At 43.2% G+C, this 14,343-nt stretch carries 11 protein-coding genes; 8 read left to right on the forward strand and 3 right to left on the reverse strand.

Annotation, left to right across the window (positions count from 1 at the left end; genetic code table 11):
* Positions 1 to 346: 346 nt before the first annotated feature.
* The gene (gloA, locus tag F8R90_RS31575) at positions 347 to 781 is read right to left on the reverse strand and encodes a lactoylglutathione lyase (RefSeq protein ID WP_196514013.1); all 435 of its coding nucleotides are present in this window, start codon (positions 779 to 781) and stop codon (positions 347 to 349) included.
* A gap of 214 nt (positions 782 to 995) precedes the next feature.
* Between gloA and F8R90_RS31580 the strand changes: the two genes are divergently transcribed.
* Positions 996 to 2,204: an RNA-guided endonuclease InsQ/TnpB family protein gene (locus F8R90_RS31580; protein WP_196514014.1), complete on the forward strand. Its 1,209-nt coding sequence runs from the start codon at positions 996 to 998 to the stop codon at positions 2,202 to 2,204.
* Positions 2,205 to 2,561: 357 nt separating this feature from the next.
* Positions 2,562 to 3,851 carry a phosphopyruvate hydratase gene (gene eno, locus F8R90_RS31585; RefSeq protein ID WP_196514015.1) on the forward strand — a complete coding sequence of 430 codons (1,290 nt, stop codon included), beginning with the start codon at positions 2,562 to 2,564 and terminating at the stop codon, positions 3,849 to 3,851.
* Positions 3,852 to 3,921: 70 nt separating this feature from the next.
* On the opposite strand, the gene argC is transcribed toward eno, so the two are convergent.
* Complete coding sequence (argC, locus tag F8R90_RS31590; protein ID WP_190889677.1) at positions 3,922 to 4,980, reverse strand: N-acetyl-gamma-glutamyl-phosphate reductase; 1,059 nt, start codon at positions 4,978 to 4,980, stop codon at positions 3,922 to 3,924.
* Between the two features lie 321 nt (positions 4,981 to 5,301).
* On the opposite strand from argC, the gene ribBA reads away from it, so the two are divergent.
* Positions 5,302 to 6,975, forward strand: a complete 1,674-nt coding sequence (ribBA, locus tag F8R90_RS31595) for a bifunctional 3,4-dihydroxy-2-butanone-4-phosphate synthase/GTP cyclohydrolase II (protein WP_196514016.1) — start codon at positions 5,302 to 5,304, stop codon at positions 6,973 to 6,975.
* Between the two features lie 61 nt (positions 6,976 to 7,036).
* Here the strand turns inward: ribBA and F8R90_RS31600 are convergent, their stop codons facing one another.
* On the reverse strand, positions 7,037 to 7,915 hold the full coding sequence (locus tag F8R90_RS31600) for an N-acetylmuramoyl-L-alanine amidase (protein WP_196514017.1): 879 nt from the start codon (positions 7,913 to 7,915) through the stop codon (positions 7,037 to 7,039).
* A gap of 565 nt (positions 7,916 to 8,480) precedes the next feature.
* Between F8R90_RS31600 and F8R90_RS31605 the strand changes: the two genes are divergently transcribed.
* The 5 genes from F8R90_RS31605 (at position 8,481) to F8R90_RS31625 (ending at position 14,313) form a co-directional block, all read left to right on the forward strand.
* Complete coding sequence (locus F8R90_RS31605) at positions 8,481 to 8,975, forward strand: hypothetical protein (protein ID WP_196514018.1); 495 nt, start codon at positions 8,481 to 8,483, stop codon at positions 8,973 to 8,975.
* Positions 8,976 to 9,016: 41 nt separating this feature from the next.
* The gene (locus F8R90_RS31610) at positions 9,017 to 9,490 is read left to right on the forward strand and encodes a hypothetical protein (RefSeq protein WP_196514019.1); all 474 of its coding nucleotides are present in this window, start codon (positions 9,017 to 9,019) and stop codon (positions 9,488 to 9,490) included.
* Positions 9,491 to 9,671: 181 nt separating this feature from the next.
* The gene (locus F8R90_RS31615) at positions 9,672 to 10,499 is read left to right on the forward strand and encodes a P pilus assembly protein, chaperone PapD (protein ID WP_196514020.1); all 828 of its coding nucleotides are present in this window, start codon (positions 9,672 to 9,674) and stop codon (positions 10,497 to 10,499) included.
* A 219-nt stretch (positions 10,500 to 10,718) separates the two neighbouring features.
* On the forward strand, positions 10,719 to 13,379 hold the full coding sequence (locus tag F8R90_RS31620) for a carboxypeptidase-like regulatory domain-containing protein (RefSeq protein ID WP_196514021.1): 2,661 nt from the start codon (positions 10,719 to 10,721) through the stop codon (positions 13,377 to 13,379).
* Between the two features lie 55 nt (positions 13,380 to 13,434).
* Complete coding sequence (locus F8R90_RS31625; protein ID WP_196514022.1) at positions 13,435 to 14,313, forward strand: bile acid:sodium symporter family protein; 879 nt, start codon at positions 13,435 to 13,437, stop codon at positions 14,311 to 14,313.
* Positions 14,314 to 14,343: the final 30 nt, after the last annotated feature.

Consider the following 14,343-nt stretch of genomic DNA (forward strand, 5'->3'; position numbering starts at 1 on the left):
ATCAACAACAGTATGGACGTAATACTAATAGGATTTACGCAGAGAAGATCCCCTAACCCGCCTAAAAAAGGGGAGGTAAAAAGCGAAAAGTCTCGCGTGTTCGATTAACAGGAGCGCGATACACCTGTCTAGGGAAAAAATCAATTCTCCCGTATCTGGTTCACCTTTTCAAGACATCGGTGCGGATTTTCTTACAGCTTTATTGTCTGTGATAGAGCTATAACGGTTCTCAATTGTATGGAATACAGAGTACTCGTAGAGGCACAGCATTGCTCATTGGTGTGCCTCTACCATGTATTGCATTCAAACGAGAAACTGCTACATATAATATTCTTGATTATCAGAATTACTGACTCACAAGTTGCTCTTGTGATTTCTGTTTGACTGCTGACCCTTGAGTTCCCAGTTGGATGAGTTCAATTTTATACCCATCTGGATCTTCCACAAAAGCAATTACTGTCGAGCCATGTTTCATCGGGCCTGGTTCGCGCACGACTTTACTGCCATGATTGCGGATTTCCTCACACGTAGCGTAAATATCATCAACACCAAGGGCAATGTGACCATAAGCATTACCTAATTCGTACTTTTCCACCCCCCAGTTGTAGGTTAGTTCTATTACCGTGTTGTCGCTTTCATCACCGTAGCCAACAAAAGCCAACGTAAATTCTCCCCCTGGATAATCTTTTCGGCGCAGTAATTTCATTCCTAGAACTTCACAGTAGAACTTTAAGGATTCTTCAAGGTTGCCTACCCGTAGCATTGTGTGTAGTAATCGCATATTGACCTTTTCTCTGTAATTGATTTAGCTGAAACAGCAATTCATCTCACGTCTCACCGTCGATAGGAGCGTGAGACGTGAGATGAATTGCGCGTGAGTTGACGACAGTCCTCTGACTTAATATTGAGCGTAAGCGAAATTAGGGAAGAGGGCATGGAGGAAAAGAACAAATCTTATATTATGCTATTTTATAGTAAATTGATTTTGCTCTAAAATGCTAAAAGTCGTCAAAGTCAGGTTATATCCAAATGTCCAACAACAGCAGTCACTAGCGCAAGCTTTTGGCAGTTGCCGTTGGCTATGGAATTATTGTCTGAACTTGATGAACCAAACATATAAGGAGGCAGGGAAAGGATTATCTGGCTATGAAGTTAAAAAGCTAATCCCACAACTTAAAAAAGAGCATAATTGGTTGGCTTTGACTTACTCGCAGTGCTTACAGCAAGTCTGCTTAAATTTGGGAGTTGCTTTTAACAACTTCTTTGAAAAAAGAGCCAAATATCCCAGATTCAAATCAAAACATGCTTTGCAGTCTATCCAGTATCCTCAAAATGTCAAAGTTGCTGATAGTTATTTAACACTGCCAAAAATAGGGGATGTATCAGCAATAATTCATAGACCTGTTGAGGGAAAAGTTAAGACTGTCACCATATCCAAAAACTTTTCTAACCAATACTTTGCAGCTATCCTATTTGAGGATGGTAAGGATAAGCCTTTGACATGCACAGAGGGTAAAGCAATAGGTATTGATTTGGGATTAACACATTTCGCAGTGACTAGTGATGGCTCTAAATTTGACAATCCCAGAATACTCAATAAGCACGAGAACAACTTAAAGCTCAAGCAGCAACAACTATCTAGAAAACAGAAAGGCTCTAATAACCGTATTAAAGCTAGAAGAAAAGTTGCTAGAGTTCACAGAAAGATTACTAACTGCCGTGAAGATTTTCTGCACAAGCTATCTCGTAGGATAGTTAACGAAAACCAAGTGATTGTAGTTGAAAATCTTAATGTTAAGGGCATGATGCAAAATCATTGTTTGGCTAAATCCATTCATCAGGTTGGATGGGGAATGTTTTGCACAATGCTGAAATACAAGGCAGGGATGGAAGGAAAGATTTATCAAGAAGTAGATAGATTTTTTCCTAGTTCAAAAACCTGTCATGTATGTCTGAATCAAGTCGGTAGTTTACCGCTAGATATAAGAACCTGGACTTGCGAACATTGTAAAACTAAGCATGATAGGGACGTGAACGCGAGCATTAATCTTCGAGATGAAGGACTACGAATTTTGACCTCTGGAACGGGGGATAAAGCTTGTTGCCCAGATGTAAGTCGGAGTAATAGAGGACGCAAGAAATCTACTACTGCGCTTTCTGTTGGACAGGAAGCCCACACTGTACCGTCAGGCCAGTGTGGGTAGTTCACTGTTATTCTCTGCCAATATTTGACCTAGCTCAAAGTCTGAAGGCAGAAATGCCATCAGGGAAAGAATTAAGCTGTCGCGCATTTAACTTGCACATCTTTTCGTGTTGACAGTTGACAGTTAACCGTCAGCGGTCAACGAACTTAGGAAGTGACTGTGTAATTTCAAAATGTAATAGCCTACAAGGTAAAGGACAGAAAAAACATTTTACCCATTTTTGGCGTTGATCCCTATCCATATAATGGAAATCTTCTTTAACCTCAGCCAATAAAGTCTCTTAAACGCCTATGCTAGCGATTGGGTTAGGCAGTTGGACTGTATGCGTAACACACTCGAACAAAGGATAAAGTACAGATGAGTAAATTTCTAGATACTGCCATTGAGGCGATCGCAGCCCGTGAAATCCTTGATTCACGCGGTAGACCGACAATTGAAGCCGAAGTGCATTTAGCCAACGGTGTTGTAGGACTGGCGCAGGTTCCCAGTGGTGCATCTACTGGCACTTTTGAGGCTCACGAACTGCGTGATGGCGATAAAAGCCGTTATGGGGGCAAAGGCGTACTCAAAGCAGTACAAAACGTCAAAGAAGCACTTGCACCAAAATTACTAGGCTTGGATGCCCTCAACCAAGAACTCCTAGACCGCACGATGATCGCCATAGATGGTTCTCCTAACAAATCCAATTTGGGAGCTAATGCGATTTTGGGAGTTTCCCTTGCAGCTGCTAAAGCTGGTGCTGAATCTCTGGAAATTCCCCTATATCGCTATTTGGGTGGCCCTTTAGCGAATTTGCTCCCAGTGCCGTTGATGAATGTGATTAACGGTGGCGCACACGCATCAAACAACGTGGATTTTCAAGAGTTTATGATTGTCCCAATTGGCGCAACTTCCTTCCGGGAAGCATTGCGCTGGGGTGCAGAAGTGTTTGCCACCCTCAGTCAGGTATTGGATGAAAAGGGTTTGCTGACTGGCGTGGGCGATGAAGGCGGTTTTGCCCCTAACCTAGAATCTAATCAGGTGGCTTTAGAATTGCTGGTTGCTGCTATTAAGAAAGCTGGCTACAAACCAGGGGAAGAAGTAGCTTTGGCATTGGATGTGGCGGCTAGCGAATTTTACAAGAATGGGCAGTATGTTTACGATGGTAAACCTCACGCCCCAGCAGAGTTTATTGATTATTTAGGACAACTAGTTGATCAATACCCAATTGTGTCAATTGAAGATGGTTTACACGAAGAAGATTGGCAAAGTTGGCAATTGCTCACCCAGAAATTAGGTTCGCGGGTGCAATTGGTAGGGGATGACTTGTTTGTGACTAACGCCACTCGCTTGCAAAGAGGCATCCAGGAAAAAGCTGCTAATGCCATTTTGATTAAACTCAATCAAATTGGTTCTCTCACCGAAACCTTGGAAACTATTGACTTGGCAACTCGCAACAGTATCCGTTCAGTAATTAGCCATCGTTCTGGTGAAACAGAAGACACAACGATCGCTGATTTAGCCGTAGCAACTCGTGCCGGTCAAATCAAAACAGGTTCTCTCTGTCGCAGCGAACGGGTAGCAAAATATAATCGCTTGCTGCGAATTGAAGATGAACTAGGCGATCGCGCCGTTTATGCTGGTGCTGTCGGGTTAGGGCCTAAATAGAGTTAGGAGTTAAGAGTTAGGAGTTAGGAGTTTTTAATTCATAACTAATCACTCCTAATTCCTAACTGATTTAGGGATAAAACCCCAACTTGGGCAACCCCAAGGTTTCATCCCAGCCCATCATCAGGTTCAGACACTGAATCGCTTGACCCGCCTGTCCTTTAATTAAATTGTCAATTGCTGACATGACAATCACGCGACCTGTGCGTGGGTCAACTTCTACACCGATGTAACAAAGATTGCTGCCGTTAGCCCATTTGGTTTGGGGGTAAACGCCGCTACCGCAGACTTTCACCCAAGGAGAGTTGCGGTAGAAGGCTGAGAAAATTGTGATTAAATCATCTCGCACTAGACCAGGATCGCGCATTGTGGCATATACCGTTGCCAAAATACCGCGCACCATTGGGATAAGGTGGGGTGTAAATTGGATCATGAGTTCGTGACCAGCTAAGTCACTGCAAATTTGCTCAATTTCTGGGGTATGACGGTGACGGCCGATATTGAAAGCTGCTATGGAGTTGTCTGCTTCAGCTAGTAATAAGTTTGTTTGAGGTTGTCGTCCACTGCTAGATGTGCCAGACTTGGCATCGATAATAGCTGTTTCTGGGACGATTAAGCCTTGCTTTAAGAGTGGTGAAAGTGCAAGGAGACTAGCAGTGGGATATGAACCAGGACAACCAATGAGTTCAGCTTCGGCAATGCGATCGCGATAAAGTTCTGGTAATCCATAAACTGCTGTAGCTGCAATTGTGCGATCGCTTCTCTCTGTACCATACCAATTTGTATAAGTTGTCAAATCACTGAACCGATAGTCTGCACTCAAATCTAGTACTTTACATCCTTTTTCCAACAGTTTGGGCGCGATTTGGCAAGCCAGACCATTTGGTAAAGACAAGAAAACTACTTCACAGCGATAAGCAATTATTTCTGGTTCTACCGCCTCTATTGGCAGGTTAGTTGCATGAGCCAGATGCGGGTAGAGATCCCCAAAAGATTTGCCGATACTGCTCTCACCGCCTAAATAAACCAGTTCGACTTCTGGATGATCCATCAGTAGTCGTACTAACTGTACTCCGCCATAGCCCGACGCGCCAACAATCCCAACGGGTACGCGTCTAAATTTGCCCATGATCTGAAATCCTTATCCCATGAATGGTGAATTCGTTATCAGCTATCAACAATATCAGCGACTAGACGCACAGCGTACAAAATGCCTGAAACCCCTCTAGTTTTTCGGATAACAGGGAAGAGGATGCGGAAAAATAAATCTCCATGTCCCCGCGTCCTGTTCATCTTTTACTATCACTGCACTTTATCCCCACTTTTAATGGCAGAAATCTTTGCCACGTTATCAAATCATTGCTAGTCTACTTCTCTGCCTTATAAAGGAGCTACAATCTAAAAGAAGAAATTGTTAAAAAAATTTACGTTGGTAGCTGGAAATCTTTCTGTGTCACAGCCTAATACTACCCAAGCTTTTAAATTTGATTCGATTGATGCCGCTTTAGCAGACCTAAAATCTGGTCGCGTCATTGTAGTGGTAGATGATGAAAATAGAGAAAATGAAGGCGATTTAATCTGTGCTGCCCAATTTGCCACACCCGACATGATTAATTTCATGGCGGTGGAAGCTAGAGGGCTGATTTGTTTGGCAATGACAGGCGATCGCTTAGACGAGCTAGACTTACCCTTGATGGTAAGCAACATTACAGATACTAACCAAACTGCCTTCACTGTCAGTATTGATGCCGGGCCAGAATTGGGCGTGACCACTGGCATCTCAGCAGAAGACCGCGCCCGCACTATCCAGGTTACTCTCAATCCAGCCACAAAACCTACCGATTTACGTCGTCCTGGACATATTTTTCCCATTCGGGCTAAGGCTGGAGGCGTACTCAAACGCGCAGGACATACGGAAGCAGCTGTGGACTTAGCTCGACTAGCAGGGCTATACCCAGCAGGGGTAATTTGTGAAATTCAAAACTCCGATGGTTCAATGGCGCGGTTGCAGCAGTTAATTGAATATGCTAAACGTCACAATTTAAAAATTATTAGTATTGCGGATTTAATCAGTTATCGCCTCCAGCACGATCGCTTAGTGTACCGTGAGGTAATTACCAAGCTGCCAAGTCAATTTGGCCAGTTTGAAATTTACGCCTACCGCCACACTCTGGATAATACTGAACACGTTGCAATTGTCAAGGGCGATCCAGCTAACTTTAAAGATGAGCCTGTAATGGTGCGGATGCACTCAGAATGCTTAACTGGTGACGCTTTGGGTTCCTTGCGCTGCGACTGTCGAATGCAGTTACAAGCTGCACTAAAAATGATTGAGGCTGCGGGTCAAGGTGTAGTTGTATACCTGCGTCAAGAAGGACGGGGAATCGGCTTGATTAACAAGCTGAAAGCCTACTCGTTGCAGGATATGGGGCTGGATACAGTAGAGGCAAATGAGCGCTTGGGATTTCCCGCTGACTTGCGCGACTACGGCATGGGGGCACAAATGCTCATGGACTTAGGCATCAAAAAGATACGCCTGATTACCAATAATCCCCGTAAAATTGCTGGAGTTAAAGGCTATGGATTAGAAGTAGTCGATCGCTTGCCGTTATTGATTGAGGCAACCGACTACAATTCATATTACCTGGCAACAAAGGCGAAAAAGCTGGGCCACATGCTGTTACAGACTTATCTGGTAACAGTAGCAATTCATTGGCAAGATGACCCGGAAGCTGTGACGGAACGTTATGAACGCTTGGAGAAACTGCGACACTTAGCAAAAAGTAATGATTTATTATTGCAGGAAGAAGCGCGTCCATTAGCGATCGCTATATTTGATGAGCCATCTTTAACAGTACACTTGGGTTTTGATCAGCCAAAAGTTGCTAGTTCTGATTGGTATCAACAAAGTGGTCATCCTTATATACAGGCTATCTTCCAAATTCTGGACAACCTAGCAACTTTGCCTTACATCCAGAAAATAGAATTTCTGATTTCCTCTGGTTGCGATCCCTTGAGTAATTTACAAGTCCAACTGGATCGACAGACATTTTCAGATGGTACACTGCCTTCATCGATTAGCGATCGCCTTGAGACGCAGCAAATTTATAGCTTTAGCAAATAGCTTGGATGATTTTCTTCTAAGATACAAGGGTGTGTTATCGCGTAGCATAACGCACCACTTTTTATTTATTCACTCTATAGATTGGTCTAACTTGACGATAAGTTTTAAGTAAGCTCAGAAATCTATTACCATCAAAATTTATCGGGTCAACTTTTTTACCAGAACGGTCTACTAGATGGTGCGTAGTGATGCGATCATCTGGGACTTGACTTTGAGCAACTAACCAAGCAAGAGAATTATATTGAGCCTCCGTGTAGCCGCTATGGGATTGTTTGCTGCTAGCGTCATAGCCATCTGGGGGTGTTTCCAAAGAAACATGATAAGCAAAATTATTCACAGACGGGGGCAAACTTGGATTAGTCTTCACAGTTTCCACTCCATCAGGACTATCAAATACTGAGTTAGCTGCACCAAAAGCCCGCTTTTCTGGCGGTACTAGATAAACCACCGTTCCGTCTAACTTGATTAAGGCGTGGTAACTTGCTTGCACACTTTCATCATCATGGGCTACTTGAAAGAAATTAATGGCGCTGGAAGCAGAATAACCAGTTTCATGGAGGACGATAATTGGTTGGTTGTTGAGAGGAACGCCGTTAACATCTTGAGCGTACCGTTCTCCATAGTTCGTTGGGTTAACTAAGACAACTTCATAATTAGGCCTGTACTGTGCAAAAGCTTGAGTGGTTATATACCTTGCTATAGGCTTTTTAGCCTTGACTGGGGACTTAATAACATCTTGAGATTTCTTTTCTGGCTCTTTCGCTGATTGTAATTGTGCTTGGGGATATTGACTCCAGGCTGTAACCTGTGGATTTGATGTACGGGATGTTGTCGGATTATTTTGTAATTTTGTTGCTCGTCCAATTAGCAACACTACAATTAAAGCGATGAACATCAGCGAGATTAGTAGCACCCTAGTCGCCCAGTCTTTAAACCTCATTTTTCTAATACCCGTAAAACGGTAGATATTAACTTATAGCTAAACTCGCTTGTCCTTGCTAGAGGCGCACTTTTGTACGCCCCTATCGCTTATGGTATCCAAACTAGAATCGCTACAATACCTTAATTCTAGTTAAATATACGTTTTGAATCCCTGAAATAGTGCTATTACAAGCCATTTAATTTCAATGCCGTGGGTATCAAAGTCTTTATCGCCTAGCGCTCTTAATAAGGATGTTTTGCCCACACCCCTGGTGTGCGTAGGCGTAACCCTCCGCAGGCACCGCCCGAATCGACACATACATACGACTTATGCAGATGCAGACTATACAAAACTTTGGCGTTCTTGGCGGTTCGATAAATTAAGCTTTTTAGCAATTTTTGCGTAAGTCCTGATACAAAAAACCTAAATTTCATAAACTGTAACTTGGGCTAAGCATCTTAACGGAATTTGATCTCAGGGATGAAAATTAAGTGTTGTTACGGCAGATATAGTAATTTTTGATGGCTAGCATAAGAACAAGACACTGATACAGGACAAAGCTGAGTAATCAGTTAACTTCTTTATGCTTTACCGTCTAGCGTTAACCTCTAGCCTGGTGCTGGCAAGTGCATTAAGCGTGCAGGCATTCGCTTTAGATCAAGCTGTGCTAGCTCAAAATGCAGATGTTCCGTTCAGTGGAACAGTACCAGTTGAAGCTAGCTTTAGTTCTCCTGCCTCTGGCACTGCTGAACCAACTATTGCTAGCGATTCTGGCGGAATTCCGACAAAGTTTGAATCAGAAAGTCCTGCCACTATCGGTGTACAAAGCAGCACATCTGCCACTATCTCTGTTTCTCCCCCCAGGCTTGTATCTGGCCCTAGTGCCGATCCATCTGGCACAACGCACATTGGGTTTTTAAAATTTGGTTCGACCAATGTTCGCAGTGATGTTGGTAGTGGAAGCACAACTTTGCCAGCAGGTAACACCAATTTAGAGGTGGGTTTATTGGTAGAACGACCAGTAGCATTTACGCCGGGAATTTATACCTACGTTGTTACCTTAACGATCGCACCATAACTGTTTTCTCCAACCCTTATTTATTTTAAAAGGATTTAAAAATGATTCGTCGTTCTTTATTAACCGCTGCTTTGATAATTGTTGGTTCTGCTGCTCTTGCACCTAAAACAATGGCACAAACCGCTGATGTTCCGTTTACGGGAAATGTCGCTGGTGTCTGCAACTTCGATCAAATTACCCCTGGTAAATTGGGACTCAACCAGCAGACTAACCCAACTGCACTAGCGGCAATGTTTCCTGGAGGGGTATTTGGTAAGGTTATTGTTAGCTGTAACCAAGGTGCCAGAGTGAGTATATCTCAACCACAGCAAACCGGAGGTCCTGGGTTTACACCTATGTTCTCTGTCGGGGAGATCAATTCACCTTTTGGCAGTACGAGTTCTCAAGGTGGTGGTTCTCTGCCGCTGCCTCCTGGTGGCGGTTTGCCTTTGGATATAAACATGATAGTAGATAAGGGCAGTCCCCTTGTTCCTGGAAGCTACAGCTATGTGACAACCTTGACTATCGTGCCATAGTCTAAAATTTTTCCAGTTTCCCTTCAGATTGATTGAGAAAAATAGTTGCTGAATATCTTGTCGCTAGAGAATAAATCTTCAAGCGACAAGATATTTTTCTGATTACCCAGAGATAAAATAAGTCTGCTTTTGGGAACTATAAATCAGGAATTAAATTTACAATCCTGCCATAGTTATCAATATGTTCAATAATAATTGGCGCTCTCTAGCTGCTGTTAGTGCTGGCTTATTCGCCCTAATTTTGTTTCCTGTTGCTGCTAAAGCACAAATGAGCGTTTCTCCTCTGGTGATTGAAGCTAAAGCGGAACGCGGACAAGCCCAAGGAATGATCACGATTTCCAATACCAGTAAGACCCCTTCTCGGATTCGGATCTATGCTCAACCTTTCACATATAGCCGCGATGCAGGGTTTCAAACCTTATCCTCTAGCCCCAGTGACCTGACAAAATATCTGCAATTCTCACCGCGTGAGTTGACTGTCAAACCAGGAGAAGTCCGGCGAGTGCGCCTTATCAGTCGCTTGGCTCCTAATTTACCTGACGGGGAATATCGAGCGGTAGTGTTTAATGAAACTCTCACTGAATCAAAAGATGCTGCTGGTAATAACGTTACTTTAGTGGCACGAATTGGCGTGACATTATATGTCAGAAAAGGCAACCTTTCTCCCAAACTAGCAATTGATAGTGCCAGCTTTAATCCAGAGCAAAAACAAATTCAACTCTTAGTTCGGAATAGCGGTCAAGCAACTGTTCTCCCTAGTGTAAATTGGACTTTACGTCAAGGGCAAACTGTTGTCAAAACTGGGCGGGTAGATGCTAATGCTGTGGTGGCAAATAGCGATCGCAATTTCTTATTAAGTTACCCCAACAAAGACCAACCAGCCCTGAATCCTGGTCAATATCAGCTAAGTGGTGAGTTGTTCTGGGGTGAAGACAGTAATAAAAGTAAGTTGCCCTTCAATATAAATATTACTATTCCTACACAAACGGCTGCATCACAAAAGAAATAGCTTGTGTAATAATTCGTAATTCGTAATTCGTAATTCGTAATTAATAAATTCAAATTAAATCTGGCATCTGTAGCCTGGTTTGGGAGAATTAGTCTTGCTGTAAAAGACAGCATTAATATCGATAATTTTGCCTGCTGCGTGGGAATTATATGTTTGTAGAGACGTTGTATTGCAACGCCTTTATTTTTATAAGAGATTTTACTGGAAAATGAAAAATTTGTGCAACTTCGGTTATTAACTAGTAGAGGTAAGTATCTGCTAGCTGCGATCGCTCTGATCTGTCAAATTATTATCACCCCTGCGAAGGCAGATACACCTGCGATTTCAAATTCCCAAACGCCCACAACTATCCAATTAGCGAAGGATTCCGAATTTAAAGTTTTTCCCGTAGGATTGAATGTAGGGAACCGCAATGTCAATCCTAGCATTTTAGTGCGTGGTCAAGAAGATGGTTCTGAAGCAATTGATTTTGCAAATTGGCTGTTACCCTATGATGCTGTAATTCAAGGGTTGAAATTAAATATTACCACTTTACCTGATGGTCAATTAGAAGTGCGATCGCCTGGTGTTGTGACTCGCATCGATCCAACGAAACTTCGCACCGATCCAGAATTAGGATTAGTCTTTACAATTCAAAATTTACAAACTCTATTTGGCGTAGCGGCAAAATTTGATATCAATGAATACGCCATTGTTTTGGATGTTCCAGGACTAGATCAATCTAGTGGCAAACTAGCAGAAACGGAAACTCCGATTCAACTAGAAGGATTACCACACGTTGCACCTCAAAAGTTTAGTATCGCCGCAATTGAACAGAAGGTAAATGCTAGCGGTAGTGCTACCAGATCGACAAACTATAGAGGTGATTTTCTTGCTGTTGGTAGTGCTTTTGGTGGTTCGTGGTTCATCCGCACCGATCAACCAAATCTAGAAAATCTACAAACTTGGAATATTGCCGAAGCGCAGTTTCTGCGACAAACTAATTCAGCTGATTATTTTGTAGGTTCCCAGCCAACGTTTTGGCAAACTCAAGGAACAGGAGACTATTGGGGTTTTACATCCATTCAACGACAGGGGTTTGTACCACCTCAACCCTTTGGTGGTGGTTCTTCTGATCCTCGCCAACGTTTACAAGCAGATTCTATTGGACGCACAATTTCTGGTAAGGCTGAACCAGGTACATTAGCGCGGTTAGTACAAGGTTTTGGCGATCGCGTGATTGCCGAAATTTTAGTTGATTCTTCTGGCATTTACCGCTTTGAAAATATTAAAAGCCAAAATCAATTTTTGGGCAACAATTATCGCGTTTTGCTCTATCCCCAAGGGCGACTCACCGCACAACCAGAAATTCAAGAAGCTACTTTTTCTACAGTACTAGGACAATTACCAGCAGGTGCTTCAGGATTAATCGTTTCTGGTGGCTTACGACGGGATTTTGTTGAAAATCAAAGTCTGTTGGGAAACTTTTCTGACTTCCGGGGGGGAATTGCTGGGCGTTGGGGTTTATCAGAAAATCTGACAGTAGGCTTAGGTGGAGTGTACGACGAATCGCCTAGAGCCTTAGCAGAATTATTTTGGCGTCCTGGAAAGTTACCTTTGCAGGTAGCAGTTTCAGCACTGACGGGTAATAAGTGGGCTGTGAACACAGATATTCGCTATAATCCATCTTCCAGCTTGAGTGCTGCATTTACCAGCGATCGCTTGTCTAGCCGTTTTAATTTAGATTGGCGAGTTTTGCCTCAATTCACCTTATTCGCCAGTACTGATACAGCTGATGCAACATCTGGGGGAATGCAATTTAACTTGAATGGCAAAGATGCCTTTACCTTTGCCCGTGTCAGCTTAGATACTAAAAACCGCCTGCGCTGGAATTTGCTGCAACGTCTTGGGAAACTAGAATTAACGCAACGCGGTAACGAAATTGGCAGTTTGTCGGAACTGACTTACAACTTTTCTAAAAATAGCTTTTCTAATAGTGGCAGTTCACTGCTGTTAAATTATGAAACACAGAATCAAAATCGTAGCGACAGCTTGCTAAGTGTGAGTTGGCGGTATCGTTCACAACAACAGGCGATTGATGGTAGCTATCAGTGGGAAGCACAGTTGGGCTATGGTATTGGTTCTCAGGGTAGTGGACTACTAGCCACATTATCAACAACAGTTTTACCAGGTTTGCTATTACGGGCGCGTTATCAAGGTGTATCGCCGAGTTCCGATGAAGCAACTTTCAGCATAGATTTAGCTTCTAGCCTGAATTTACAAGGGGGTATTAGTCCAGGCGATCGCCGTTCTAGTTACTTCCGTACACAAGGCGGACTTTTGATTAAGCCATTTTTTGACCGAAACAATAACGGCAAACTGGATGGAAGGGAAGAAGTTTATACAGATAACGCTGATTTATTGTTGACTTTGAACAATAAACCGCTTAAGTCATTTTTACCACAAATCCAGGGCGATGCCTGCGGCGGGCTTTGCCTACGCACTTTAGTAAGGATGTCTCCTGGCGTTTATCGCCTCGACCTCGATCCAGCAGGTTTACCTCCTGATTGGCAGGCTGCGGCTGAATCCTTAGCCGTTGATGTGATTGCTGGTAGTTACACCTCTGTGATGATTCCGTTAATTCGTTCTTACACGCGATCGGGAGTAGTTACGGATGCTCAAGGTCAAGCGATCGCAGGCGCACGGGTAGAAGCCATACAACCAGATCAAGGAACTCGGCGTTTTTCTGTTACCAACGGTGCTGGAGTCTATTATTTAGAAGGCTTACCACAGGGAAAATATACTCTACAAATCAACGGTAAATCTGCTGGTAGCTTGAAATTAGAAGAGTCTTCTGAACCATTTCAAGAGCTTAATTTGCAACAGCCATCAATCCCCTAAGGGGAAACACGGTACAATCCAAAGGCACTTTTATTGTTACCAACGCGGGTTAAGGATGGAAGCAAATTTTCTGACGGCTGTTTTTCTGCCTCTAGCTCTATTTATTATCATGTTAGGCATGGGGTTAACCTTGACCCTAGAAGACTTTAAGCGAGTTGTAATCTATCCCAAAGCAGTGGTGATTGGCTTGGTGGCGCAGTTGATCATGTTGCCGATTGTGGGCTTTGGCATTGCGTCGGTGTTTCCCCTTGACCCACAATTAGCAGTAGGTGTGATGATTTTAGCAGCCTGTCCCGGTGGCGCTACTTCTAATATGATTACGTTTTTGGCTGGGGGTGATGTTGCTCTTTCTGTGACCCTAACAGCTATTAGTAGTTTTATTACGGTTTTTACGATTCCTCTGGTAGTAAATTTGTCAATGCAGAGATTTTTGGGAGAAGGAACAACGCTACAATTACCTTTCTTAAGTACTGTTTTGCAGATTGCGGTGATTACACTTCTACCTATAGCAATTGGGATGATAGCCAAGCGGTATGCACCCGGATTGGCAGACAAGGCAGATAAACCTGTGAAGTGGCTGTCTTTATTTTTCCTGGCGGTGGTAATTACTGGAGTGCTGCTGCGAGAACGGAATAATTTTATTTCTTACGTAATAGATGTGGGCTGGGCAACTCTGGTTTTGAATGTGGTTGCAATGGCTTTAGGTTTTGCGATCGCTACCTTAACCCGATTAGGAGAAAAACGCGTTACGGCAATTACAGTAGAAGTAGGAATTCAAAATGGGACACTGGCGATCGCGATCGCTTCTACGCCTACACTGCTGAATACTCCCACAATGGCCATTCCTGGGGCAATTTATGGTCTGCTAATGTTTGTGACTGGTGCTGGATTTGCTTGGTGGGCTAGTCGTCGTCAAGGCTTGTTGAAAGCATAAAGATAATTTGCCTCATCGGTTAAAAGTATT

This window comes from Nostoc sp. NZL (genome assembly GCF_015714705.1).
GTDB lineage: Bacteria > Cyanobacteriota > Cyanobacteriia > Cyanobacteriales > Nostocaceae > Nostoc > Nostoc foliaceum_A.

Excerpts from the sequence above, each read along its gene's own strand:
- gloA (WP_196514013.1), bottom strand. The coding sequence starts at position 781 with ATGCGATTACTACACACAATGCTACGGGTAGGCAACCTTGAAGAATCC.
- F8R90_RS31625 (WP_196514022.1), top strand. The coding sequence starts at position 13,435 with ATGGAAGCAAATTTTCTGACGGCTGTTTTTCTGCCTCTAGCTCTATTT.
- F8R90_RS31610 (WP_196514019.1), top strand. The coding sequence starts at position 9,017 with ATGATTCGTCGTTCTTTATTAACCGCTGCTTTGATAATTGTTGGTTCT.
- F8R90_RS31580 (WP_196514014.1), top strand. The coding sequence starts at position 996 with ATGCTAAAAGTCGTCAAAGTCAGGTTATATCCAAATGTCCAACAACAG.
- argC (WP_190889677.1), bottom strand. The coding sequence starts at position 4,980 with ATGGGCAAATTTAGACGCGTACCCGTTGGGATTGTTGGCGCGTCGGGC.
- F8R90_RS31600 (WP_196514017.1), bottom strand. The coding sequence starts at position 7,915 with ATGAGGTTTAAAGACTGGGCGACTAGGGTGCTACTAATCTCGCTGATG.
- F8R90_RS31605 (WP_196514018.1), top strand. The coding sequence starts at position 8,481 with ATGCTTTACCGTCTAGCGTTAACCTCTAGCCTGGTGCTGGCAAGTGCA.
- F8R90_RS31615 (WP_196514020.1), top strand. The coding sequence starts at position 9,672 with ATGTTCAATAATAATTGGCGCTCTCTAGCTGCTGTTAGTGCTGGCTTA.
- eno (WP_196514015.1), top strand. The coding sequence starts at position 2,562 with ATGAGTAAATTTCTAGATACTGCCATTGAGGCGATCGCAGCCCGTGAA.